General features: G+C 53.6%; 20 protein-coding genes and 1 tRNA gene. 11 read left to right on the top strand and 10 right to left on the bottom strand.

What is annotated here, in order from left to right; genetic code table 11:
- Positions 1-47 precede the first annotated feature (47 nt).
- Positions 48-647 carry a nicotinate-nucleotide adenylyltransferase gene (locus tag RCA23_RS12785; RefSeq protein WP_044051569.1) on the top strand — a complete coding sequence of 200 codons (600 nt, stop codon included), beginning with the start codon at positions 48-50 and terminating at the stop codon, positions 645-647.
- On the opposite strand, the gene RCA23_RS12780 is transcribed toward RCA23_RS12785, so the two are convergent.
- Positions 644-1,471, bottom strand: coding sequence for a DMT family transporter (locus tag RCA23_RS12780; protein WP_044050636.1), 828 nt, complete (start codon positions 1,469-1,471; stop codon positions 644-646). The two genes, RCA23_RS12785 and RCA23_RS12780, sit on opposite strands and share 4 nt — an antisense overlap.
- A gap of 207 nt (positions 1,472-1,678) precedes the next feature.
- On the opposite strand from RCA23_RS12780, the gene dacB reads away from it, so the two are divergent.
- The gene (gene dacB, locus RCA23_RS12775; RefSeq protein ID WP_044050635.1) at positions 1,679-3,136 is read left to right on the top strand and encodes a D-alanyl-D-alanine carboxypeptidase/D-alanyl-D-alanine endopeptidase; all 1,458 of its coding nucleotides are present in this window, start codon (positions 1,679-1,681) and stop codon (positions 3,134-3,136) included.
- Here the strand turns inward: dacB and RCA23_RS12770 are convergent.
- The gene (locus RCA23_RS12770) at positions 3,128-3,502 is read right to left on the bottom strand and encodes a tellurite resistance TerB family protein (RefSeq protein WP_052377181.1); all 375 of its coding nucleotides are present in this window, start codon (positions 3,500-3,502) and stop codon (positions 3,128-3,130) included. The genes dacB and RCA23_RS12770 overlap by 9 nt on opposite strands.
- A gap of 139 nt (positions 3,503-3,641) precedes the next feature.
- Here RCA23_RS12770 and RCA23_RS12765 point away from each other — a divergent pair, with 139 nt between their 5' ends.
- The 4 genes from RCA23_RS12765 to RCA23_RS12755 all read left to right on the top strand — a co-directional run bounded on the left by RCA23_RS12765 (position 3,642) and on the right by RCA23_RS12755 (position 8,103).
- Positions 3,642-5,216 carry a lysine--tRNA ligase gene (locus tag RCA23_RS12765; protein ID WP_044050633.1) on the top strand — a complete coding sequence of 525 codons (1,575 nt, stop codon included), beginning with the start codon at positions 3,642-3,644 and terminating at the stop codon, positions 5,214-5,216.
- A gap of 63 nt (positions 5,217-5,279) precedes the next feature.
- Positions 5,280-5,681, top strand: coding sequence for a DUF4864 domain-containing protein (locus RCA23_RS12760; protein WP_044050632.1), 402 nt, complete (start codon positions 5,280-5,282; stop codon positions 5,679-5,681).
- 134 nt (positions 5,682-5,815) lie between these two features.
- Positions 5,816-6,370: a hypothetical protein gene (locus tag RCA23_RS16925; RefSeq protein ID WP_347721361.1), complete on the top strand. Its 555-nt coding sequence runs from the start codon at positions 5,816-5,818 to the stop codon at positions 6,368-6,370.
- On the top strand, positions 6,313-8,103 hold the full coding sequence (locus tag RCA23_RS12755; protein ID WP_347721360.1) for a glycosyl hydrolase family 28-related protein: 1,791 nt from the start codon (positions 6,313-6,315) through the stop codon (positions 8,101-8,103). Before RCA23_RS16925 ends, RCA23_RS12755 begins: the two co-directional genes overlap by 58 nt.
- Positions 8,104-8,177: 74 nt before the next feature.
- Here RCA23_RS12755 and uvrB read toward each other — a convergent pair whose 3' ends face one another.
- On the bottom strand, positions 8,178-10,367 hold the full coding sequence (gene uvrB, locus RCA23_RS12750) for an excinuclease ABC subunit UvrB (protein ID WP_044050631.1): 2,190 nt from the start codon (positions 10,365-10,367) through the stop codon (positions 8,178-8,180).
- Between the two features lie 187 nt (positions 10,368-10,554).
- On the opposite strand from uvrB, the gene RCA23_RS12745 reads away from it, so the two are divergent.
- Complete coding sequence (locus RCA23_RS12745) at positions 10,555-11,640, top strand: NAD(P)/FAD-dependent oxidoreductase (protein WP_044050630.1); 1,086 nt, start codon at positions 10,555-10,557, stop codon at positions 11,638-11,640.
- A gap of 3 nt (positions 11,641-11,643) precedes the next feature.
- Here the strand turns inward: RCA23_RS12745 and RCA23_RS12740 are convergent, their stop codons facing one another.
- From RCA23_RS12740 to RCA23_RS12715, 6 genes are read right to left on the bottom strand one after another with little or no spacing between them, the layout of a single operon-like run.
- Complete coding sequence (locus tag RCA23_RS12740) at positions 11,644-12,573, bottom strand: AEC family transporter (protein WP_044050629.1); 930 nt, start codon at positions 12,571-12,573, stop codon at positions 11,644-11,646.
- A 1-nt stretch (position 12,574) separates the two neighbouring features.
- The gene (locus tag RCA23_RS12735; protein ID WP_044050628.1) at positions 12,575-13,363 is read right to left on the bottom strand and encodes an MBL fold metallo-hydrolase; all 789 of its coding nucleotides are present in this window, start codon (positions 13,361-13,363) and stop codon (positions 12,575-12,577) included.
- The gene (locus RCA23_RS12730; protein WP_044050627.1) at positions 13,360-14,148 is read right to left on the bottom strand and encodes a TatD family hydrolase; all 789 of its coding nucleotides are present in this window, start codon (positions 14,146-14,148) and stop codon (positions 13,360-13,362) included. Before RCA23_RS12730 ends, RCA23_RS12735 begins: the two co-directional genes overlap by 4 nt.
- Positions 14,145-15,269, bottom strand: coding sequence for a DNA polymerase III subunit delta' (locus tag RCA23_RS12725; RefSeq protein ID WP_044050626.1), 1,125 nt, complete (start codon positions 15,267-15,269; stop codon positions 14,145-14,147). Before RCA23_RS12725 ends, RCA23_RS12730 begins: the two co-directional genes overlap by 4 nt.
- Entirely contained in the window at positions 15,266-15,880 is a 615-nt protein-coding gene (tmk, locus tag RCA23_RS12720; RefSeq protein ID WP_044050625.1) for a dTMP kinase, read from the bottom strand. The genes RCA23_RS12725 and tmk overlap by 4 nt, the downstream gene beginning before the upstream one ends.
- Positions 15,881-17,047 carry a serine hydrolase gene (locus RCA23_RS12715; RefSeq protein WP_052377286.1) on the bottom strand — a complete coding sequence of 389 codons (1,167 nt, stop codon included), beginning with the start codon at positions 17,045-17,047 and terminating at the stop codon, positions 15,881-15,883.
- Positions 17,048-17,062: 15 nt separating this feature from the next.
- Between RCA23_RS12715 and RCA23_RS16590 the strand changes: the two genes are divergently transcribed.
- From RCA23_RS16590 to RCA23_RS12705, 3 genes are all read left to right on the top strand, one after another.
- On the top strand, positions 17,063-17,278 hold the full coding sequence (locus tag RCA23_RS16590) for a hypothetical protein (protein WP_169701416.1): 216 nt from the start codon (positions 17,063-17,065) through the stop codon (positions 17,276-17,278).
- A 32-nt stretch (positions 17,279-17,310) separates the two neighbouring features.
- A tRNA-Ser gene (locus RCA23_RS12710) sits at positions 17,311-17,400 on the top strand.
- A gap of 100 nt (positions 17,401-17,500) precedes the next feature.
- Positions 17,501-18,670: a DUF6538 domain-containing protein gene (locus RCA23_RS12705; RefSeq protein WP_044050624.1), complete on the top strand. Its 1,170-nt coding sequence runs from the start codon at positions 17,501-17,503 to the stop codon at positions 18,668-18,670.
- 875 nt (positions 18,671-19,545) lie between these two features.
- Here the strand turns inward: RCA23_RS12705 and RCA23_RS16070 are convergent.
- On the bottom strand, positions 19,546-22,092 hold the full coding sequence (locus RCA23_RS16070) for a tetratricopeptide repeat protein (RefSeq protein WP_052377180.1): 2,547 nt from the start codon (positions 22,090-22,092) through the stop codon (positions 19,546-19,548).
- Between the two features lie 103 nt (positions 22,093-22,195).
- Here RCA23_RS16070 and RCA23_RS12690 point away from each other — a divergent pair, with 103 nt between their 5' ends.
- Positions 22,196-25,381, top strand: a complete 3,186-nt coding sequence (locus RCA23_RS12690) for a hypothetical protein (protein ID WP_169701415.1) — start codon at positions 22,196-22,198, stop codon at positions 25,379-25,381.
- The last annotated feature ends 375 nt before the right edge of the window (positions 25,382-25,756 follow it).

The raw sequence follows: 25,756 nt of genomic DNA, 5'->3' as shown, positions 1-25,756 counted from the left end.
CGGCCATGGCTTGCGCAGGGGGCTATCTGCGCTAAAGGTGAGGAATGCTGCGGTTTAACTTGCCAAAATCTAACGCCGGGCGGCGTGTCGGCCTTTTGGGCGGGTCGTTTGATCCGGCCCATGAAGGGCATGTGCGGATTTCTGAGCAGGCGCTGAAGCGCTTTGACCTTGATCAAGTTTGGTGGCTGGTCAGCCCGGCCAATCCATTGAAACCGCAGGGACCTGCGCCGCTTGATAAGCGGGTGGCCCATGCGAAACGCCTTATTGACCATCCGCGTATTGTCATCACCGATGTGGAAACCCAGCTGGACACAAGGTTCACCTTCGACAGCTTGCGCGCGCTGCGGGATATCTATTCCACCACGCGGTTCACCTGGCTTATGGGGGCAGATAATCTGGCGCAGATCCATCAGTGGCGAGATTGGCAGGATATATTCCAGCTTATGCCCGTTGGCGTTTTGGCTCGACCGGGGCAGGGGCTGGCGGCGCAATGCGCACCTGCGGCGCGGCGCTTTGCCTCTGCCAGGCTTGCCGCGCGCGATTCAAGGCTTTTGAGCCATTGCACGGCGCCCGCCTGGTGTTTCGTGGATATGCCGCAGAATCCGGCGAGCTCTTCGGCTATTCGCAACCGTGGGGGCTGGGGTTAGCGGCGCAAGAAAGCGGAGCCAAAGCCTGAGATCATCAGCAAGGCCAAACCGGCAAGCCCCCAGATGTCGGGCAGCGTACCAAAAACACCCCATCCCAATAATAATGCGCCCACCAGTTGAAAATAGACAAAGGGTGCCATGCGGGTGGCAGGTGCGCGCCCATAGGCGAGGATCAAAAACATATTGCCGAGCATGGAGGCACCGCCAGAGACGGCGAGCATGGATGGGCTGGCGAAGAGCTGCTCCGGCCAATATATCAGCGCCATAGGCGTGCAGAGGACGGCGGCGATGAGCAATTGCGAGAACAAAAGAGCTTTGGGCTCTTCTTGGCCCGCGGCCAGACGCGACAGGGTCAGAAATACGCCATAGCTGCAGCCGGCGAAAAGGGCACAGGCCAGTCCAATGGAAAAGCCAAAGCCGGGTCTGGCAATGAGCAAAATTCCGGTGAAGCCGAGGAAAAGCAAGGCGCTGCGGGGGAGGGTCACGGCTTCTTTCAGGAAGATTGCCGCCAGAATATAGCTGATAATCGGCCCAATGAAAAAGACCGCAAAAACATCGGCCAAGTCTTCCAATGCGACTGCAAAGGTGATGACGCTGATGCCCATCGCCAGCAGCAGCCCTCGGCCCCAGGCCACTGGGTTGCGAAAAACTGTGAAGCAGCGGCGCGGCATGAAAGGCAGGACCAAAAGTGATCCGACCGTGAACCGGGCCCAAGTGATGAAAAAAGGATGATACCCATGGGTATTTGACAGCAGTTTGCTGGCGGCATCGCCGGTTGGGATGAGCATCATCCCGATCAACATAAAGAGTATCGCGCGCCACATTCTGCCGGGTTAGCAGCCACCGGTTTTAGGCACCAGCCCCATTGAAGCAAGACCTCTGCATAACGCCATTTCAACACGAAAGGGAGGCAGGCAGGCGCAGCCCGGTGTTGCCACCGGGCACAGTGTTTTGGCTTGGCGGTTGGGCTATGCAGAGGTCTTTTGAAAATGGTCTTGCCAAAGACCCATGTGCCCCGCTAGCCATTGGGGATGAAAAAAACTCTCACACGCAGAGCAGCGCTTAGCACGGCCCTTGCGGCGCTTGGCACTTCAGCCTTTGCTGGGGCGCCCTTGAAGTCTTTGCGGCCCATCGCAAGGCCGGATGCATCGCCCATGCTCTTGGGTGGCGCGGCGGCCGTTATTCGCTCGTTTTCGCTCACAGGTCAGGTCAGCTGCGCGCTTATGGATCCGGAAACGGGGGTGCTTCTCGACGCCTATTCACCGGAGGCTGAATTGCCTCCGGCCAGTGTGACCAAAGCACTGACCGCCGCCTATGGTTTGCAAAAACTTGGGCGTGATTTTCAATTCGTCACGCGTTTAAGTCTGCAAGGACGGGTGAGACATGGGGCGTTTGTCGGGGATGTCATTTTGACTGGATCTGCGGATCCAACTTTACACACAGATGATTTGGTCAAGTTTGCCAAGGCCCTGCAGAAAACAGGAATTCAGCGGGTTAAAGGCCGGCTTTTGATTGTGGACAATGGTTTTCCCTACCTGCGTGAAATCGACAGCAGCCAATTGCCGCAAGCCAATTACAACCCGGCGATTGCCGGGGTGAATCTCAACCTCAACCGGGTGCAATTTGAATGGGCCCGCCAGGCCAGCGGCGGCTATGATCTGTCCATGAGCGCGCCGGGGCGAATTTATCGGCCGCAGATCCCCTCGATTGGGATGCGTGTTGAGGAGCGGGACGCGCCGAGCTATGCCTATCAATACGCAACCGAACGCGAGGAATGGTCCGTGCAGCGCTCTGCCTTGGGCAAGGATGGGGGGCGGTGGTTGCCCGCGCGCAATCCAAGACGCTATGCCGGGGAGGCTTTTCGGGTGATATGCGCAGAGATGGGCATTGAACTGCCACCTCCCACTATCGTCGAGGGGCAGCACCCGGATGCGGTGATGGCGGTGGATATCGCGCAAAAGAACTCGCGCCCCTATCATGAAATCGCCAAATCGATGTTGAAATTGTCGACGAATTTGACGGCTGAGGTGATCGGCCTCACAGCCTCAGGCGCGCCAAACCTGCGCCAATCGGCAGCGGCTCTGAGCCAATTTGCGCAGGCCCATGGGATGCGTGGTGCGGTTGTCGACCACTCGGGTCTGTCGGATCAATCGCGGCTCACCGCCGGTGGGCTGGCCATGTTCATGGCCTGGCACCATCGCAACGGGCTAGCCGATTTGCTCAAGCCCAAGATCTTGCGCCACAAAGGAAAGCCTATGGCGGGTGTGGATCTGCGGGTTAAAACAGGCACGTTGAATTTTGTAAGCACGCTGTCGGGATATCTCACATATGAAGGCAAAAGCCTTGGATTTGCTATTTTGACCGCTGATATGGCGCGGCGTGAAAAAGTGAAAGGCACTGAAAATCCACGCGGGGCCAAGGGATGGGAGGCGCGATCGCGTAGCTTGCAATATGCGCTTTTGCGCGATTGGCCGGGGCATTTACGTTAGGGTGCGAAACCTCGCGCGTGCACCCGCTTCAATGGCCGCGCCATGCAGGCGGTCAACCTCTAGCTCATGGCGTATCTCCTGCAGCATGCGCAGCTCGATTTGCCCGAGTTTTCCATCCGCCGCGGCCACATCGCAGGCCATAGCATAGGCGGTTTCGTTCAAACCATCGGGCAGACCGTCCCGGATCAAGCCAAACAGTGCATCAAGCCCGTCTTCTTCGGACAAAAGATCCAAGACCATGGCGGCCACAGATTTGATGCGGTCCACATCATACTCTCCAAAGATCGGCAGGTGGTTTACGATCGCTTGAATGCTCATCAGCTCTGCTGTGCGAATGTTTTCGTCACTTGCAGACACGGCAATCATGACCGCAACCAGACAATCTTGAGATGAGAGGGAAGGGGGATGGGTATTCACGAAGAGACGTCCTTTACAGCTGTGATGACAACTTATTGACCCGAGGCGCGTGCGGCAATAGGGAAGCGTCAGGAAACTGGAGTTAAACATGTCCAAAATGCGTGACGCTGCTACTCAATCGAAAGCCTGGCCCTTTGAAGAGGCGCGGCGGATTTTGAAACGCTTTGAAAAGAAGCTGCCGGAAAAAGGCTATGTCTTGTTTGAGACCGGCTATGGTCCCAGCGGGCTGCCGCATATTGGCACCTTTGGCGAAGTGGCGCGCACCACAATGATCATGCGCGCCTTTCAAGAATTGAGCGACATCCCAACCCGGCTTGTTTGTTTTTCTGATGATCTCGACGGCATGCGCAAAGTGCCGGGCAATGTGCCAAATCCGGAGAGGCTGACCGCGCATTTGCAGCGGCCCTTGACCTCTGTTCCAGATCCGTTTGAGGACTATGAGAGCTTCGGTCATCACAACAACGCCATGTTGCGCCGGTTTTTGGACACATTTGGCTTTGAATATGACTTCATCAGCGCCACAGAGTTTTATCAATCTGGTCAATTTGATCAGATTTTGCTGCGCGCTGTGGAAAAATATGATGACATCATGAAGGTGATGCTGGCCTCGCTTCGTGAGGAGCGGCAGAAGACCTACTCGATCTTCCTGCCCATTCACCCTGAGACCGGTCGGGTGCTTTATGTGCCGATGAAATCTGTGGATGCGAAAAATGGCACCATCACCTTTGACACAGAAGAGGGTGAAGAGATGACCCTTCCGGTGACCGGCGGTAATGTGAAGCTGCAGTGGAAACCCGATTTTGGTGCCCGCTGGGCGGCCCTTGGGGTAGATTTTGAGATGTATGGCAAGGATCACTCCACCAATACCCCGATTTATGACAAAATTTGCCGTATTCTGGGGCAACCGGCACCGGAACATTTCAGCTATGAATTGTTCCTCGACGAGAATGGGCAAAAAATTTCCAAGACCTCCGGCAATGGCGTGTCGATTGATGAGTGGTTGACCTATGCCAGCACGGAAAGCCTGTCTTACTTCATGTATCTAAAACCCAAAACTGCCAAGCGGATGCATTTTGATGTCATCCCCAAGGCGGTAGATGAGTATCACCAGCAATTGCGCGCCTATGAGGGGCAAGACGACAAAGCACGTCTGAACAATCCGGTGTGGCATATTCATGGCGGCGATGTACCGGTCAGCAAAATGGTCGTGCCTTTCTCAATGCTGCTCAATCTGGCGTCTGTGTCTGGGGCGGAGGATAAAGATCAACTTTGGGGATTCATCAAACGTTATGCCCCCGAGGCTTCCGCCGAAACCCATGCGGACTTAGACGCGGCGGCGGGGTTTGCGGTCCGGTATTACAATGATTTTGTCAAACCTGCCAAAGTCTACCGCGCGCCCACGGATCTCGAACGCGAGGCTTTGATTGCGCTGCGCGACGGGCTGAAGGCTTGGGATCAAGGTTTGGATGGGGATGCGCTGCAATCTTTGGTTTTCGCCTGTGGCCGCGAGCGGTTTGACCCGATGCGCGATTGGTTCAAAGCACTCTATGAGGTGCTTTTGGGCGCATCACAGGGGCCGCGGTTTGGCGGATTTATTGCGCTTTTGGGCATCGAAGAGAGCATAGCCCTGATCGACAAAGGCCTTGCCGGCGAGTTTACCTAAGCCCCGACGAATTTGACTCCCTCCTGTTGCGTCCTATTTTATGGCAGTCAACAGGAGGGTGTTATGAGAAAGTTCATTCTAGCGATTGCTTTTTGGGTTGCGACGGCACTGCCGGCCTGGGCCGAGAGCCAAGAGATTGAAACAACAATTCGTGCGCAAATTACCGCTTTTCAGGCGGATGATTTCGAACGTGCCTTTACCTACGCCAGCCCGACGATTCAGCAGATATTTCGCGCGCCAGAGGTGTTTGGGCGCATGGTCAGGCAAGGCTATCCTATGGTGTACCGCCCGTCTGAGATTGCATTTTTGGAACTCGCCACGGTTGAGGGATATTACTGGCAGAAAGTGCAAATTCGCGACGGCCAGGGTCGATATCACATCATGGCCTATCAGATGATCCAATTGGACGGGGTATGGCGCATTAATGGTGTCCAGCTTTTGCCATCGCAAGAGACCGGCGTGTGAGCACCGTACGCTACAGCTAGGCCTTCTTAACATCGAGCTTTTACCCCTGTTTCGCAGAGCAGCACCTACCTCAGGGGCTGCGGTTGCGGATCAATCACACAAACGCATGGAGCGGCGTTTGGAAAGGGGCTTTTATGAACAAAACAATCACCGATGGGATCGTCTTTACACCACCCAAATTTGCTTTTGGATTGCATCATTGGTCGAGCCAGGACGGCACGCCCGGGCAAGATGACTATGACAATGAGCCCAACGCCGCCTTCGTGCCGGCGGATCAAGATTTTTCCGGCTGCTTGGAGCTGACCAAGACGCAAGCCGTGCAAAAGCTGCGCGCCTTCTATCAAACACCGCTCTCTCCGGGCTGCTATCTGCGCATTCGCACGCGTGTGAAATTGGTATCGGGCGCATTTCCCACGGTGAGCATCGCCGGTTGGCCTGGGGCTGCGGGCAATGTGCATTTGACCGGGGTCAATGAAGCGGGGCCGGTCACCAGCCTCAACACCTATGGTGAGGTGGTCGAGCTCTCGGCCATTGTTGGGTCCGGCAATCGCACGGGCGTCGATCTGCATTGGGGGAAAATGCGATTTATGGGCATTTTGGCCTCGACCTCACCGGCCCAAGCGGCGGTGTTGTGCGGATTGAGGATATTATTATCGAAGATATCAGCGGCGCTTTTGTCGATCAGCTGATTGGCGCGGTCGATGTGCGCGACTATGGGGCTATTGGCGATGGATTCGCAGATGATCATGACGCGTTTGAAGCGGCAGATAAGGCCGCCGCGGGTCGTGAAGTTCTGGTGCCACGGGGGAACTTCCGCATCAATGGGTCTATCACATTCCAAAACCGCGTGCGCTTTGTGGGCAATATCACCATGCCGGACTCGGCCCGTCTGACCCTACTCAAAGACTTTAATCTGCCCAGCTATATTGACGCTTTTGGCGATGAGGTCGTGGCGTTCAAAAAAGCCTATCAATCCTTGTTGAATTTCAACGATCATTACATCCTTGATATGGGCGGGCGCCGGATTGAGTTGGATGGGCCTCTCGATATGCAAGCGGCGGTCGACAATAAAACTGTGTTCAATAGCCGTCGAGTGGTTCAAACTGGTCAGATCCAAGCCAACGCCAATGCCGCTTGGACCCCAGATCAAGTGGTGGCTCAGGCGACCTATTCAACCTCTGATCCGAAATCGCTGACCTCTGTGGCCAATATCGCCAATATTGCCGTTGGATCTTTGGTTGAAGGCACAGGCGTTGGACGGGAAATCTATGTCAAAGAGGTCAATGTCGGGAGTCAGTCCTTAACCTTATCCCAACCGCTTTATGGCGCCGCGGGCACACATCAATTTACCTTCACACGTTTTAAATATCTGCTCGATTTTTCTGGATTTCAAAAGGTCAGCGGGGCTCATTTTGATGGGATTGATTTTCAATGTACCGGCAATGCCTCGGCGGTGTTGCTTCCGCCCGATGGCGAGACCTTCCACTTCCGGGATTGCTTGATCGTGAAGCCCAAAGATCGCGGCATCACCTCCCCGGGGACGGCCTGCCAGGGGATGATTTTTGATCGCTGTCAATTCATCTCAAACGAAAGCCCGCTAAAGGTGCAAGACCGGGTATCCATTGCCTTTAACGCCAATAAAAACGACGTTAAAATCCGCGATTGCCGGGCAATGCATTTCAAGCATTTCGGCATTATGGGCGGATCGGGGTCAGTGATTACCGGCAATCACTGGTTTCATGGCGACAACGAAACCAATGGGGTGCGCAAGGGTGGGATCGTTTTTACCACAACAAATCTCAAAACTCTAATCACGGGCAACTATGTCGACAATAACTTCATTGAATGGACCAATGAATATGAGGCGGATCCATCCTTCGCCAACCAATATTCATTCGGGGGACTGACCATCACCGGCAATATTTTCACTGCCAATGATGTGGCCTCTTGGTTTAGCTTTTTGGTGATTAAACCTTATGGACCCGGCCATTTCGTGCATGGGCTGACGATGACCGGCAATGTCTTTCGTTCAATCAACGGGCCAATTGACCGGGTCGAGTCCGTGGACAGCACCTTCGCCACGCTCAACCACAGCAAGGCGCGCAATGTCGTGGTGCAAGGCAATACGTTCAATGCCATCAGTGAGCCAATCTACAATCCGTGCATTTTGGAGCATAGCCAAGCCTCAGATACTCAAACCTGGACGGTTGATTTTGCGCCATCTCTACCGTTCAATGGCCGCGCGCGGACAGTTGAGGCGGTGGTTACGGTTGGAGCCATTCAATCAGGCAGTGCGAATATCTATGAATTGCCGCATTCTCAGGCCGAGCAAGGGGGCAGCGGCAGCCAGGTGAAATTGAACTGGTCGCGGCCCTGTCGCGGGAGCGTCAACCTCACCGCGCGCATGGACAACCCCACTTAAATCCGACGCTTTTCGCAAGTCAGGGGGCATTAGGGCGCAGACCCTATTGCCCCTTTTTTTGCGCGGGGTCATGTCTATTTGCGCCGCCGGGCGCCGCCCCTTTGACCTGCGCGCCCACCTTTTGACCGGCCGGAGGCGTTATGGGCGTCTTCAACTGCTTTTTCGACCGCATATTGCCGGGCCAGGGGATCATCTGAGATCGTCAGCTCAACTGTCTCGAGGCGTTTGACCTCGTCGCGCAGCCGGGCGGCTTCTTCAAACTCCAAATTTTCTGCCGCCTTGCGCATATCGAGCCGCAGACCTTCGAGCACGGTTTGGATATTGCCGCCTTGCAAGGTCGGATCAATCTTCGCGGTGACCCGCGCCATATCGGTATCGCCTTTGTAAAGACCGGCCAGCACATCCTCGACATTCTTTTTAACCGTCAGAGGGGTAATTCCATGGGCGACATTATAGGCATGTTGCTTTTCGCGCCGACGGTTGGTTTCGCCAATCGCGCGTTCCATTGAACCGGTCATGCGATCTGCATACATGATGACCCGCCCATCGGCGTTGCGCGCGGCCCGGCCAATGGTCTGCACCAAAGAGGTTTCGGACCGTAAAAAGCCCTCCTTATCTGCGTCAAGGATCGCAACCAAACCGCACTCAGGGATATCGAGCCCCTCGCGCAGAAGGTTGATGCCCAGCAGCACATCAAAGGCGCCCAACCGCAAATCGCGCAGAATCTCAATACGCTCAATCGTATCGATATCGCTGTGCATGTAACGCACCCGAATGCCCTGCTCATGCAAATATTCCGTGAGATCTTCGGCCATGCGTTTGGTCAATGTTGTGGCCAGAACCCTTTGCCCCATGGCGGTGACTTTGCGAATTTCATCCAGAAGATCATCAACCTGCGTTTCCACGGGGCGAATTTCCACCGGCGGATCCAGCAGGCCCGTGGGGCGGATCACCTGCTCTGTGAACACGCCGCCGGCTTGGTCCAGTTCCCATTTGGATGGGGTGGCGGAGACAAAAACAGACTGCGGCCGCATCGCATCCCATTCTTCGAATTTGAGTGGTCGGTTGTCCATACAAGACGGCAATCGGAACCCGTGTTCGGCCAGGGTGAATTTACGGCGGTAGTCGCCCTTATACATCGCGCCAATCTGCGGCACGCTGACATGGCTTTCATCGGCGAAGACAATCGCATTGTCTGGTATGAATTCAAACAGTGTGGGGGGTGGTTCACCCGGCGCGCGGCCCGTGAGATAGCGCGAATAATTTTCAATCCCGCTGCACACGCCCGTCGCTTCAAGCATTTCCAAATCGAAATTTGTGCGCTGTTCCAGCCGTTGCGCTTCGAGCAATTTGCCCTCACTCACCAATTGATCAAGCCGCATACGCAGCTCTTTTTTGATCCCAATCACAGCCTGCTGCATGGTCGGGCGCGGGGTCACATAGTGGCTGTTGGCATAGATCCGCACCCGTTCAAACGTATCAGTGCGCGCCCCTGTCAGCGGGTCAAACTCAACAATGGTCTCCAGCTCTTCGCCAAAAAAGCTCAAACGCCAAGCCCGGTCGTCCAAATGCGCCGGCCAAACCTCCAAACTGTCTCCACGCACCCGAAAAGTGCCGCGTTGGAAGGCTTGGTCGTTGCGGCGATATTGTTGGGCGATGAGATCGGCAATGACTTGGCGCTGGTCATAGCAATTGCCGCTGTGCAAATCTTGAGTCATCGCCCCATAGGTTTCAACTGATCCTATGCCATAGATGCAGGAGACAGACGCCACGATAATGACGTCATCACGCTCCAGCAAAGCGCGGGTTGCCGAGTGACGCATCCGGTCAATCTGCTCGTTGATCTGGCTTTCCTTCTCAATATAGGTGTCCGAGCGGGCCACATAGGCTTCTGGTTGGTAATAGTCGTAATAGCTGACGAAATATTCCACGGCATTATCGGGGAAAAACCCTTTGAATTCGCCATAAAGCTGGGCCGCGAGGGTTTTGTTTGGCGCAAGAATAATCGCCGGGCTCTGGGTGTCTTGTATGATCCGCGCCATGGTGAAGGTCTTGCCCGTGCCCGTGGCCCCGAGCAAAACTTGATTGGCCTCTCCCGCGGTGATCCCCTCCACCAGCTCTTTGATGGCGGTGGGTTGGTCGCCTGCGGCGGTGAACTCGGTTTCAAGTCGAAAGGCCTTGCCCCCTTCCATCTTTTCCCGGTCGCGCACATTCGGAGCGGGGTTTTGCAAGACGGGCATTTGTTCGGGCGAATTATTGTGCATATTTGATTCCTTGTGCCTCCTAGATTTGGCCTTCTGGGGGGCAGAAACAAGGGGGCGGGGCGGCAAAGTCCGATTCAATCCCTCGCTGTGATCATTTTTCCCCGCTGGGGATGAAAATTGCTTCCGTCGCGCGCCGCGAACGTGTCATGACTGGTCAAGAAGGCGCCAGCGCAGGGAAGGGCAGGATATGACGGCAGCTGCAAAAGTTGTGATCGTGGGATCTGGAATCATCGGCGCCAGCACGGCTTTGGCCTGCCAAGATCTCGGTGCTGAGGTCATTGTTGTGGACCAGGGGCCTTTGGGCGGCGTGGCCAGTGCCAATTCTTTTGGCTGGATCAATGCCAGTTTTGCCGAAACCCAAGCCTATTTCGATCTGCGCAACGCGGCCTTAGAGAGCTTCCGAACCCTGGGGCAGAGGTTAGAATTACAGGCCCATGTCAGCTGGCCAGGCACGCTGTGGTGGGAAGATGCGGGGCAAGATTTTGAGGCGCAATTTGCCAGTCTGACCGCGCGGGGCTATGGGGCCCGGCGACTTGATCACGATGAGATCGCGGCGCTTGAGCCCAATCTGCGCGCGTGTCCAGCCCATGCGCTGTTCACGCCCATGGAAGGGGCCGCACAGGCTCAATCTGTGGCGCAGTCCCTTCTGGCGCATGTGGCGCGGCGGGGTGGGCAGCTTTGCCCCGAACGGGAAGTGACGGCGGTGCGATCCAGTCCCGGTGCCGGCCATATTGTTCAAACCAATGCCGGCGATTTGCCCTGTGATTTTGTGATTTTGGCCACGGGCGCTGCGGCCTGCCGCGGTCTGGCGGGTGTCGAATGGGCTTTGCCCATGGCCAATAAACGCGGCATGATTTTGCAAACCCGGCCGGTGCAGACGCGCATTCATCATATTCTTATGACGCCTGATGTGCATTTTAGACAAAATCCCGATGGCAGTCTTGTGGCAGGAGAAATATTCAGCGGTGACTTGGATCCATCTGAGGATGCGTCCGCACTTGCGGACACTGTGATCGCGCGAATTTGCCAAAAATTGCGTGGGCAGCCGGATGTGCAGCTGGCAGAAGTGAAGCTGGGGGAGCGCCCCGTGCCCTTGGATGGCCTGCCTGTTGTGGGCTCGGTCCCCGGCGCCCCGGGGGTTTTTCTGGCTGTTATGCACAGCGGCGTGACCCTTGGTCCTTTGATAGGTCAGTTGCTGGCGCAGGAAATATTGCAAGGCAGCCCGAGCCCCTTGCTGTCGAGTTTTCGCGCCTCGAGATTTGCCCAAGCTTGAGCACTACCCCAGCGCGTAGAGCCAGAGGCTTGCGGTGAAAATTGTGAGACCGGTGCTGATCAAGACGGCGGAAGCTGCGACCCGCTGCGCGCGCCCGTACATTTGCGCGAAAATATAGGCATTGACCCCCGGCGCCATGGCCGCTGTCAGCACCGCACTGCGAAAATCACTGGTGGAGAGATCGACATAGCTTCCCGTGATCCAAACCAAGGCAGGATGAACCACAAGCGAAATCGCGCAGATATATAAGATCACTCGGATATCGCCCTCTGGCCGGTAGCGCACCAAAACACCGCCCAAGCCAAACAGGGCCGCCGGCAAAGCCCCTCGGGCCAAAAGATCAACGCCATCGGTGACGATTTCTGGTAAAGTAAAGCCTGATAAGTTGATCGCAAACCCAAGGCTTAAGGCAATCACCAACGCATTTTTAAATACTGATTTTATTATCTTACGCAGAAGCGCCATGCCGCTCAGGCCGCGTCCGCGCACCAGCTCCATCACTGTTATGCCGAGCGCATAGCCGATCGGTGCATGGACCGCGATGATGGCAAAATTGGCCGTCAGGGCGTCCGTCCCATAGGCACGCTCTGTGATGGGCAGACCCAAGAGCACTGTGTTTGAGAACAGACAGCAAAAGCCAATGGCGACACTGTCTTCCCAACTGCGTTTAAACAAGATGCGCGCGCCAAACAGGCCCAAGCCAAATCCGGCTATCGCGCCAATGTAAAAACTGCCGAGAAGCCCCGGCTGGAAGGTTTGCCCCAGGTCCAAAGTTGAAATGGCGCGAAACAGCAGGCAAGGGATGGCAAAATTTTGGGTAAAGGCCATCAGAGCCCCAACCCCTTCGTCGGAGAACCACTTGCGCCAGACGGCCAGATATCCAAAGCCAACAACGAAAAACACCGGCAGGATCACTTGGAGCAGGATGCTCATATCAGAGGACTTCTGTCATCATATCGAAGGCCGGCACCACGCCATCGGGCAATTCGGTTTGCAATGTCGCGTAGTCTAAATCCACATGCATGTTGGTTAATATCGCGCGTTTTGGCTGCGCATGCGCAATCCACTGCAGGGTTTTTTCCAAATGGGTGTGAGAGGGGTGGGGATCATAGCGCAGCGCATCGACAATCCAAAGGTCGAGACCTTGCAAATGTGACCAGGCATTTTCGGGGATGTCGGAGACATCGGGCAAATACACCATATCGCCGATGCGAAATCCCAAAGCTGTGATCGTGCCATGGGCCACTTCAAAGGGGGTGAAGTCTAGCGCGCCACCGGCACCGGTGATGGTGAAGGGCCCGCTTATGTTATTCATTTCCAAGATGGGCGGATAGCTTGAGCCTTCGGGCGTTTCAAAGGCATAAGAGAACCGCGACAAGAGATCGGATCGGGTCGGCCCATCCGCCCAAACCGGCAGGCGGCGGCGCATGTTGATGACGATCATCCGCAGATCGTCCAGCCCGTGCACGTGATCTGCATGGGCATGGGTGTAAACCACGGCGTCCAATGTGCCCACCTGCGCGGTTAACAATTGCGTCCGCAAATCGGGCGAGCTGTCGATCAGAACGCGCGTTGTGCCTTCTGGTCCGGATTGCTCAACCAATATGGAGCAGCGTTGCCGGCGATTTTTGGGATTGTTTGGATCACAAGCCCCCCAATTGCCCCCCAAACGCGGCACGCCGCCGGAGGAACCGCAGCCCAATATAGTGACCCGGCGCGTCATGCAGCTTTCCAAAAGAGGCGCTCGAAATTGGCCTCTGTTTGGGCGGCAAATTCCGACAAAGAGAGACCAAAGACATCCGCACCAACCTGCGCGGTAAAGGCGGTATAGGCCGGCTCATTGCGCTTGCCGCGAAAGGGCGGCGGGGCGAGATAGGGGGCGTCGGTTTCCACCAAAATCCTGTCCAAAGGCGCCGATGCGAAGATGTCGCGCACCTCTTGTGATTTCGGGAATGTGGCGATGCCGGACATGGACAGATAAAACCCCAAATCCAAAGCCGCGCGCCCAAGCTCGGGTGATGAGCTGAAACAATGCATGACGCAGTTAAAGGGTGCGTTGCGATATTCGGAGCTCAAAATTTCAGCCATATCCTCATCAGCGGCGCGCGCATGGATAATCAGAGGCAGGTTACTTTTTTGAGCGGCCTCAATATGAACGCGCAGGGATTGCTTTTGGATTTCGGCACTCTCGGCGGTGTAGTGGTAATCCAACCCGGTTTCGCCGATGGCGATAAACTTCGGATGCGTCGCCAGAGCGAGCAACTCTTCGACCTTTGCCAATGGCTCTTTGTCGGCATTCATCGGGTGGGTGCCGGCCGCATAGAAGACCGGCGCATGAGTTTCAGCAATGGCGCGCACTTGGGGCTCTTGGCGCAGGCGTGTGCAAATGGTTACCATACGGTGCACGCCGGCCTCGGCCGCCCGTGCGATGATCTGGTCCAGCTCGCCCTCAAAATCTGGAAAATCAAGATGGCAATGGCTGTCGGTCAGTTTTGGCGCCTCGATCACGAAAGACCTTTCTCGCGCAAAATTTTAGACGCGGTTTCCTCTATCTTTAATCCCATATCTAAGATCAGCGAACTGGGGTCAAGGTTCGCTGTTTTGCCTTGCCTGGCTCTTTGGCCGAGCTCAAGCTGGGCATCTGCCCAAATTCGGGCGGCCGCGGGTCCGGGGCAGAGACGCGCGAAGACCTCCGCCTCACCGCGCGCCGCTTCTTGACCGGGCGCGCTTACCCCAGCGCGGGCCAGCCGGGCAAGGAATAGATCCAGCAGATCGAGAAGTTGTTCCAGTTTTCCATCAGTGGCGCGGCCTGTAGAATTGGCTAATTTCAGCAGAGCGTTGCGATCGAGCTGCGGCAAGCCGTGGCAGAGGCTCACAATCGCGCCATAGGTGTCAGTGCCATGGGTGAGTGACAGCTCTGCAGCCTGTCCCACAGAGCCTGCCGCCAGGGCAGTTAGGCCCGGATCAAACGCCTGTTCTGGCAAGGCTTGCGCAAAGGCGCGCTGCAAATCCTCTGGCGACAGAGGCGCGCAGGCCAGGGTGCGGCAGCGCGAACGAATGGTGGGCAAAATCCGGCTTGGTTGATGTGTCACCAGCAACAAAACCGCATCTTGCGGCGGCTCTTCCAGAACTTTGAGCAACGCATTGGCCGCATTGGCATTCATCTCATCAATGCAGTCGACAATCACAACCCGCCGACCATTGCCCCCGGCCGAGAGGCTGAAGAACCGCCGCAATTCGCGCACGGTATCGACGGGGATCACGGTCTTCAGCTTGCCGGTTTTTTCATCCACGGGCCGGCGCAAGACACATAGGCCTGGCTCCGATCCCGCCCGGATACGGCGCGCCACCGGAAGATCTGCGGGCACGAATAGGCTTGTCGCTGGTGGCGACGCGCCAAAGAGGCTGTCTCCGGCGGGCTCGGCGGTAAGCAAAAAACGTGCGATATGATAGGCAAAGCTGGCTTTGCCAATCCCTTTGGGGCCGGTCAGCATCCAAGCATGATGCATCCGGTCACCGTTGAAGGCCTCCAAGACCTGTGCGCAAGCGGCATCATGGCCGAATAAAAGTTCGGTTTCACAGGGGTGAGGCAGGCCGGCAATGCGATCGGCTTGTGGCAGATCACTCATGACGTCGCCAGTGCCAATACATCAGTGAAAATCGCCTCCGGGCTGCGATTTCCATCTATAATGCGACACCGTTGCGGATATTGCGCCGCAAGTGCCAGAAAACCCGCCCGCAGGTGTTGTTGGAACGGCAGTCCGAAATCCTCAAAGCGATCCTCGCCTGAGTTGCGCGCCAATCCGCGGGTGAGGGCAATTTCAGGGTCGACATCAATGATGAGTGTCAGATCTGGCTCACGGCCAATCATCGCGCTGTGCAGTTGATCGACCTTGCCGCGCAGATCGCCGCGGGTTGCGCCCTGATAGACACGGGTGCTGTCGGCAAAGCGATCACAGATGACCATCTTGCCCGCGGATAGGGCTGGGGTGATGGTGCGCTCAAGGTGATCGCGCCTTGCAGCGGTGAACAATAGAAGCTCTGTCTCAGCACTCCATTTGTCGGTGGCACCGGTCAACAAGAGCTGGCGTATGGCTTCCGCCCCCGGGCTGCCCCCCGGTTCACGGGTGAGCACAACCTCTTGGCCCGCAGTGGTGAGATGGGCAGCCAGACGCTTGGCTTGGGTGGATTTCCCACAGCCGTCTATGCCCTCAAAGGATAAAAATTTTGCGTCAGTCATCTATGTGCCGGACAGGCCCCCATTTACTTTACGCAATAGCACGAGTGCCGCTGTGCGCAAGCGCGGTAAAAACCCGCCACGCGTGACGCTCTGTGCTGCGACCAGTGGCAGGCGGGTCTCGGGCAGGCCTGGCACAGAAATGACAAGTTCGGCGACCTGATCCCCCTTGGCAATAGGGGCCTGTAGCGGCCCGTCATAAACAACTTTCGAGGTGATTTCCTGCCCGCCCGTGACAGGGATCAGGATCTTCGGTGCCCCATCAAGCGATAGGCCGACGTTCCGGCTGCTGCCCATCCAAACTGCCGCTTGGGCCAAAGCCTCGCCCGGCTGGCTTAGGGTTTTTGAGGTGAACTGCCGAAAGGCCCAGGTGACGATGCGCTCGGCCTCTTCGGCCCGCTCCTGCTGGCTTTGCAAACCGGTTAAAACGAAAATGACTCGCCGCTCGCCCTGTTGCGCCGATCCAACCAAACCATAACCGGCCTCCGCCGTGTGCCCGGTCTTTAGCCCATCTGCGCCGATGCCCAGAGTCAACAAAGGATTGCGGTTGCGCGTGTTGCTGGGCGCGCGGCCATCGAATCCAAATTCCGTTTCTGAGAACATCGTATATTGCTCGGGAAATTCGGTGATCAAATGCTGCGCCAGAATGGCCAGATCCTTCATCGACATTCGGTGGTTGATGTCGGGCCAGCCGTTGGAATTGTCAAAGACTGAATTTTCCATTCCGAGATCCTTGGCGCGATCGGTCATCATTGCGGCAAAGCCCGCTTCGGTGCCATCCAAAGACAGGGCTTCGGCAATGACAACGCAGGCATCATTGCCCGATAATACGATAATGCCGCGAATGAGATCCTCGACGGTGACCCGATCGGTCGTGTCCAAAAACATGGTGGATCCGCCATAGCTCATGGCATGGGTGGAGACCGGCAAACGCTCATCCCAACGCAGGCGTCCATCACGGAGCGCTTCGAAGGCTAAAAAGAGAGTCATCAATTTTGACATTGAGGCGGGAGGAAGGGCCACGTCCGCCTGCTTGGCCAGCAGTACGGTGCCGCTCTCATGATCCAGCACATAGGCCGCTTGCGCTTTGGTTTCAAACGCCAAGGCCGCCCCACTGATCCAGGTGCAAAAAAAGGCCAAAATCAAGATTGGTCCGGAACGTATGGGCATGATCCCCTCCTTGCTATGTTCGCGCGTGGCACTGATGGGCCCAAGCTGCCGAAAAATCTTTGGCCGAACCGTCAAGACCAGTCGCCCAAAACCCGCGCCCGGTTTGATCGAAAGGCCTGCCATGTCACGGGTCAACCTAACCCAATCGCGGCACAAGTGGAAAGCCCAGTGTTGCGGGTCATCGCACAAAGGCGATTTCTTGCGTCTCTTGAGCATTCTTGCTCTTGCTGAATCAATTTCTCGCGATTATGTAAGCTTTTGTCGGAGGAGTGGCAGAGTGGTCGAATGCACCGGTCTTGAAAACCGACGAGGGTGAAAGTCCTCCCAGGGTTCGAATCCCTGTTCCTCCGCCACCACTGCCCTACTAGCAGTGGCATATCCCCGATAAGCATCAGTTATAACTCATATCTTCTGGCCCGGCGCTTGTAATGCCGCACGTGAGTACTGACCAAATTGCTGACCAAATCTATCCCCCATACTTTCATCCGTAACGGCTATTATTACTTCTCCAGGCGTGTTCCTGTCGACCTGCAAGGCCATTATTCTTACCATCGTATTGTCCAAGGGCTTCGTACGACATCCCCTCAGAAAGCTAAGGTGCAAGCCAGTATTACGGCTGCCAAGCTAGAGGCGTACTGGAGCCAGATGCGATTGGCTAAGTCTGATGTGATTGGTTTGTCGTTGGTTAGGGACTCTTCGAGCAGCGGCCAAGAAGTAGCCTCGAACCAGCCTCAAACTAACTGTCCGTCCCTCTTAGATGCCTTGGAAGTATATCTTTTGCATAAGGGCAAAGGTCGACCTAAGACCTTCCGTGTAGCTGCTGAGCGGTCGTGTAACTATTTGATTGGTCTTAGTGGGAATAAGCCATTGTCGCATTATACCCGCCAAGATGCTCTGCAGTTTAGGGATTGGCTTGTTGCTCGTGGACTTACAGGCTCCAGCATCACCCGCAATTTTTCGTATCTGAAGGCTGTCATAAACTTTGCTCTGTCTGAGTATGCCTTGGATATTCGTAATCCTTTTGTTGGAGTCTATCACGATCGCAGTGCTGGGGTTTTAGTTCGTAAGCCAATACCTATTGAGGCTATTAGAAACGTACAATCTGAGTGTCATGCAATCGATGATGATATGAGATGGCTGATAGCTTTGATCTCTGACACGGGAATGCGTTTGGCTGAAGGGGCAGGGCTGCTTAAGGAGGATTTGGTAGGGCTTGATACGGATCTGCCATGTGTCCGTGTAACCAAACATCCTTGGCGTAACCTGAAGACATCAAGCAGTGAACGACACATTCCACTTATTGGTGAAGCACTTTGGGCTGCCAAACGCATCGTAGAGGCAGACAATGGATCAGACTTTGCTTTCCCAAGGTACAATATGACATCACCCACAGCAGCTAACTCTGCCAGTGCTGCTTTAAACAAATGGCTTAAACAGTATGTCCCAGCAGGATGCACGATGCACAGCTTTAGACACTCTATGCGAGACAGGTTGAGAGCGGTTCAATGCCCTGCTGATATGACAGACCAAATAGGTGGATGGATGACTGATGGTGTTGGGCAGGGGTATGGCTCAGGCTATCCACTGAGTGTGCTTCGGGAATGGTTAGAGAAGGCCAAATAGCAATTTGGTCAGTACTCACGTGCGGCATTACAAGCGCCGGGCCAGAAGATATGAGTTATAACTGATGCTTATCGGGGATATGCCACTGCTAGTAGGGCAGTGGTGGCGGAGGAACAGGGTGTTCATCTCCTGTAGCATCCACCAGTAATCAGCTAACTCTATGTAATCACTGGATACAGCATACCTCAGTTCACTGCAATAAGGCGCATATTGGTCAGTAATCTGGTCAGTAATGCAGACCCCCCCTGCATGTGCCACTCCGCCCCCTAGGTGATACCGTACATAGCCCTGACCTGCGATTGGGGTTTGAGTGTCGTCAACCAACAGCATCAGCCTGTTTAGGTCAGACTTGACGGTTTCATCTGTGAGGCAGGGTGCGGGCTGTATGTATGCCTCTGCTACTTCGTAGCGTGCTTATGCATGATGCCTGCTGTTGCTACCCTGTATCCTAGGAAATCGTTACAGTAGCATCAGAGGGCCTCTGCATGGGCCACAGTGGGTGTGCGGGATAAGTATATATGGCCTCTGCCAGTGATAAGGGCTGTGGTGATGTAAACCACTATTGGTTCTGTTTCGGGTTAGATGACCGTTAAGGTGATCCTTATTGTGACAGGTTCCTATATAGCTCTATAGCACTTTGTCACATTAACGGTATCACTCACTCGAAACTTAAGGCTCTGGCCCGTAGAGATACTCCAGCTTTAACTCACTGATAGCACCTTCACCCCAGCCTGTTGCTAGATGCGCCAGTACTTCTGCTTCAGTCCACGGGGTGTAGAGGCTGGTAGTGGGACTGCCTGAGTAATCCTTGGGGAGGAATAGGTGATGGTGGGTGGTCTTGCGTTCATTACCAGCTTTGAAGGTGGCTATTCGAGCTAATAAGCTTCAAGTCCATCGAACACACCACCCAAAAATGGCTCATACTTTCTCCACGCTTGTGAACTGCCCTTATAAACCTTCTGCCGAACTTGCTGCTGAGAAGCCGTCTTTACAGACCTCTTGTTGTTCTGTGGAGCTAGACATGCATCTTCCCAGTTAAGCTCCAAGTATTCTATCAAACCCCGTGTTTCTGACTCTTGGTCTTCTGTCAGTTTATCGTAATCGAGATTGTAAATGCGATCGCTGTAGCTTTGAGACCAGAAGTGCATGAGATCTTTGTATAGCCCGTAGTATTTGACTGTATCTCGAAGGTCGTATGAATACCCAAGGTCTTTTGAAACGAAGTAATGCTTGAAGTTTGACCAACATGTAGCCTCAGCGTTTCTCTGTACATGAACAATCTTTGCCTCAGGAAATGCTGCACAAATCAAGGCGATGTATCTGAAGTTATGAGGCATCTTATCAGTTACAAAGGCTTGCCCCTCAGCCCTTTTAGCAAGTTCTGTGAGGTAACGCTCTCGGAATACTGACACTGCCTTTAAAGTGGGACTTGTTGCACCTGCAACTAACTTTGTTCCAAACTGTGATACGTAAGCCAGTTCGCCTGCGCCAGTGACTTCGGTGTGCGAGGAAACTATTTGTTCAACTAATGTCGTTCCAGATCTGGGCATCCCAAGAATAAAGATGGGGGTATGCGTGATTGGTTTACCAGTTACGTTGAGGGCAACATCTTTAAACTGTGGTACTTTTTGTTTAATTCGACCAAACAAATGCTCATCTTGGGTGAACTCATACCCTAGTAACGTCTGCCTGAGACCCCCCCCAGCCACGTAGCTATCAAATGCGTCGCTCAAATCTCCCAGATCCTCCTGCATTTTAGCATGTGTGTAGAGCAATTTGCATCGATCTGAGTCGTTTAAACCAGTCCGCTGCAACAACGCTTTAACTTCACTAATCTGAGCGGTGTCAGAGTTATACTTAGTTACAAGACTCAAATTCCTGTGTGCTTCTGCATAACCAGGCTTGATGGATAGAGCTTTGTTGTAAGCCTCTATAGCCTCTTCCAGCTTACCTTGTTCTTTGAGAGCATTGCCCATGTTGTTGTAGGCTTCAGCGTAATCAGGCTTGATGGCTAGGGACTTGTTGTAAGCTTCTATAGCCTCTACCGGCTTACCTTGGTCTTTGAGGACAATGCCCATGTTGCCGTAGGCTTCAGCAAAATCAGGCTTGATGTTTAAAGCTTTGTTGTAAGCCTCTATTGCCTCTTCCAGCTTACCTTGGTCTGCAAGGGCAGTACCCATGTTGCCGTAGGCTTCAGCAAAATCAGGCTTGATATCTAGAGCTTTGTTGTAAGCCTCTATCGCCTCTTCCAGCTTGCCTTGGTCTTTGAGAACAATGCCCATGTTGTAGTAAGCTTCTGCGTTATCAGGCTTTATGATTATAGCTTTGTTGTATGCCTCTATGGCCTCTTCCAGCTTACCTTGGTCTTGGAGAGTAACGCCCATGTTTTTGTAGGCTTCAGCGTGGTCAGGTTTGATATCTAGAGCTTTGTTGTAAGCCTCTATCGCCTCTTCCAGCTTACCTTGATCTTTGAGAGCATTGCCCATGTTGTAGTAGGCTTCAGCATAATTAGGCTTGATAGCTAGAGCTTTGTTGTAAGCCTCTATAGCCTCCTCCAGCTTACCTTGCTCTTGGAGAGTGACGCCCATGTTGTTGTAGGCATCAGCATTATCAGGCTTGATAGCTAGAGCTTTGTTATAAGCCTCAACGGAGGCATCAAGTTGTCCCAGGCCTTTAAGTACAGCCCCTTGGATGTTGAACAAGATGGCTGACTGTGGGAATTGCTGAACTAAGGTCCCAGCCTCCTGTAACGCTTGCTGAAGCTGCCCTTGGCTGTAGAGATTAATCAGTGCTTGTGTCTGAGCTTGTGGTGGCTCCTGAACTTTAGAGGCTTTCCCAACAGGCCTTCCCACTAACCCCTTCAGCCCATCACTGGCTCTTTTGTTCTTAGGGAACTTAGTCAAAATATCCTGATAGATACGCTTAGCTTCTTCAGGAGAGCCGTCTTTTGCTTTCTTCTTTGCAAGACTGATCGCTTGATCCAGTTTGAGAGTATCTAAGATATTTGGCTGCTTAAGCTGTGGTTCAGAAGCTACCTGCTTCCCCTTTATAGGCTCTTGTCCAGCATCCTTTAGCCGTTGCTCCAGCTTATCAAAGCCATCACCCTTAGCGCCCTTGCTCTTGGCTTGATCCAGCACTGCCTTGGCATCAGCCAATTTCTCCAACTTAATCAGAGCATCAATGTAACTAAGCCAGAACTGCGCTGTAGCAGGATTAGCCTCCAGTGCCGTCTTGAAGAACGGCAGAGCTTCTTGAACCTTGCCAACGCCTACAGCCAGTACACCCATATTGTGGTTCGCATCAGGATGCTTGGGCTGGGCTTTTAAAATGGCGGTATAAAGGCGATCAGCCTCTTGCACCTGTCCTGCCTTATGAGCCTCAACACCTTGCTGTAGAGCTTGATCAATTGTAAGTTCTGTCATTGCTCTTCCACCGTTTTTATAATCTCATTTCGAGATCATCACTTATTGGTACTTCTCAGTTTCCATGTTTAGGATCTCTGACCAAGTTTGGAAAGGGATGCAAATGAGCGAAGTAATGACACTCCTGAAGTCTGCTACTGGTCATGCCCTCGTTAAAAGCTTCAATGGCACAGATATAACTCCACAGCCCTTTTCCACTGGCAAACTGTTCAACGTATCTGAAGAACCAGTGTCCGATCTTCAAAGCCTGTCTGCATTGCTGCAAAGACTTGAGAATGATCCCAAGCATACGGTCATCAGAGGGTCACTGACGGACGGTAAAAACAGCCCAGTGCCTCGCAAAATGGAATACTTCACAGCAATACCTCGCCAGTGGTGCATGATCGACATCGATAGCCTTGCTTGGGATGGTGATGTTTCTGATCAACAAGAAATGGTGTCTTATGCAATCCAGCAGCTTCCTGTTGAGTTCCAAGCTGCTGACTGCTGGTATCATTTTTCATCCAGCATGGGCATCAAAGCTGGGATTAATGTGCATCTGTGGTTCTGGTTGGAACGCACGTGTTCTGACAATGAACTGAAGGCGTGGCTGTCTGGCGGTCCTGTCGACATGCGGATGTTCAATCCAATCCAAATCCACCTGACGGCTAACCCTCTATTTAGCGATGGTGCTGTTGATCCTTATCCAAACAGGTCTGGCTTGTTTAAAGCTGGCACTGGAATATCAACCGTAACAGTGCCATCTGATTTAGCCTTCAGGAGTGCTGTCGCTTCAAGGTCGTCAAAGCAACGAACACGAGGCACATCAGGACTGCTTGATCCTGCCGATATTATCCGTGATCCAGATACTGGTCTTGCCATTGATGACAGGGAGCAATTGATGTTCTTACTGTCCACCCAGGTCATGCAGGAGTTGGTCACCCTAGAACACACTCCAAGCGAAGAAGAGGTGACCGCTGCCCTTTGGAACCGTTTCTGTGAGGAAGCAGATATAAGCGTGGTATCTGACCGTGGCCCTTGGACAGTTGTTGATGCCGCAACAAAGGCCAGAGCAAGATTGCACGAACTTGATAGCGGTACGTATGACTTTGTATCTCGCTCAGATAGAACGATACTTGTAGCAGGTGCAGGCAAGGTGAAACGCCCAAAGCTTGTCGGAGCCGTGGAAGCACAATCAAAACTTGATGCCATTCTAAGAGGCTTCTTCGAGAACTTGGCTGAGGGCGCTAATCCAAGAGCCGCTGTTCGCCTCACAATGGGAACAGGTAAAACCAAACAAACCATAGCCGAACTAAAAAGGTATCTGACAGATAAGTTCCAGCATACCATAGAAGTCTATGTGCCAAGGCATGATCTAGCTGACGAATGGGAACAAAGCCTAGAAGGCATCAATGCCACGGTCATTCACGTTTATCCTCGTACAGGCGGCAAATGGGACGAAGAACAGAACTCATACCCCAACCCGATCATGTGTCAGAGGGCTGATTATGTCAGGGACTTGGAGCAAAAGGGTCACAGCATCTATGGCAATGCCTGTCTAAGCCGTACCTCAGGAGAGCAATGCAGCTTCTTTGGCAATTGTAGCTATTTGGATCAGTTCAGGCAATCGGGCAATGATCTGGGCGTTGAGAATACGATCCGTATTTACACTCATGCGTCCTTGTTTCTGAGCAGGAATGAATTTGAACGCCAAGCAGAGCCTGATCTGGTAATAATAGATGAGGCGTTTATGTCCTCTGCCGTTAGCAATATGCCATCCATGCCAGTGGGTGATGTAACTCAGCATATTCGTATGGATGGTATTCCAAGTTTAGGCTTTGACCTGGTGGAGTGCCTAACCAAACATCAAGGTGATCTATCCTACCTACGGGACAAAGACATTGGAGCCTTTGAGTTCAACGCCGTGTCGGTTGAAGGGCTAAATCCAGCTACTCCCTTCAGTGCTGATACTACGCAAAGCCGCAATGTGAGATCCGCCAAGCAATATAAGGCCCTGACCAAACTGCTTGAGATCGCAGCACGGGAGATTGAGGATCAGGTTAGAGACAGCTTCGGGCAGTTGGTTCACGACAACAGAAAAACTCCCAACAACAACCGTAAGAACGATATTGTAATCTGTGAGCATAGGCCCATTCGAGTGACACGGTCTGCGCCAGTGCTTTACTTGGATGCTACGGCTGACCCCATAATCACAGACGCCTACTTACCAGCCCTGCAATATCATCGGATTGATGTTCACCAACTAGCTATGGTCAGTCAGGTACATGATCGCACTGGTAGTAAAAACTTCTGGAACAGCAAGATCGGGCCAGAACAAGAGAACCTGTCAGAACCAACCTATGATCCTCGCCACAATGACTTAGCCAGTTTGATCACAATCCTAAACGCATGGGTGAAGGCAGGCGAAAGCCCTCTAGTCGTAGGCAACAAAGATTTATGTGAGTTCCTGCGAGATCACCCTAGGCTTGATACGGGTGTAGCTGTAGCGCACTTTATGTCCCTGCGTGGTTCTAATGCTTACGAGGACAGATCAGTTGTATTTATTACGGGCCGCAACCAGCCACCAATCGATGAAATAGAACAACAAGCGAGGGCTGTCTTTGGTAACTCAGGCAACCCACTAAGCTATGATGATAAAGAGAACCTACCTTTAGATCAGGTTGAGTATTGTCTGTCTGCACGAAGCCCTCATTCCCCAGCAGCTATGACAGTTCTATCATTTAGTGATCCCCGCATTGAAGCAGTTCAAAAGCAAATCAGGGAGGCTGAGACTGTACAAGCTATAGCCCGGTTGAGGTTGGTTTGGGCTGATTATCAAAAACGAGTATTCTTGCTATCGAACCTGCCTGTCGAGATGCCAGTAGATCATCTGATTGAGTTCAACGACTTGATGCCTGACAGGCTGGAAATGGAACTGATCAGAACAGGTGACCTACCTCTAACACCACCGGGTTTGGAAAAGATGCGGCCTGACTTGGGCTATGCTGGGGCCAGTGCCAGAAAGCTTTTCCAATCGGATCGTTCAAAAGCTTCAGACCCAAAGCGGCTCTTAACACAACTGCCCACACTCGTCAGAACCACCGTTCAGATAGCCACCTTCAAAGCTGGTAATGAACGCAAGACCACCCACCGTCACCTCTACCTCCCGAAGGATTACTCAGGCAGTCCCACCGCCAGCCTCTACACCCCGTGGACTGAAGCAGAAGTACTGGCGCATCTAGCAACAGGCTGGGGTGAAGGTGCTATCAGTGAGTTAAAGCTGGAGTATCTCTACGGGCCAGAGCCTTAAGTTTCGAGTGAGTGATACCGTTAATGTGACAAAGTGCTATAGAGCTATATAGGAACCTGTCACAATAAGGATCACCTTAACGGTCATCTAACCCGAAACAGAACCAATAGTGGTTTACATCACTACAGGGCTGATCACTGGCAGAGGCCATGTATACTTACCCCGCACACCCCCTGTGGCCCATGCAGAGGCCCTCTGATGCTACTGTAACGATTTCCTAGGATACAGGGTAGCAACAGCAGGCATCATGCATAAGCACGCTACGAAGTAGCAGAGGCATACATACAGCCCGCACCCTGCCTCACAGATGAAACCGTCAAGTCTGACCTAAACAGGCTGATGCTGTTGGTTGACGACACTCAAACCCCAATCGCA

This window comes from Planktomarina temperata RCA23 (genome assembly GCF_000738435.1).
Classification (GTDB): Bacteria; Pseudomonadota; Alphaproteobacteria; order Rhodobacterales; family Rhodobacteraceae; genus Planktomarina; species Planktomarina temperata.
The sequence above is the reverse complement of the archived record's forward strand: the minus strand, read 5'-3'. Positions and strand labels throughout refer to the sequence as shown.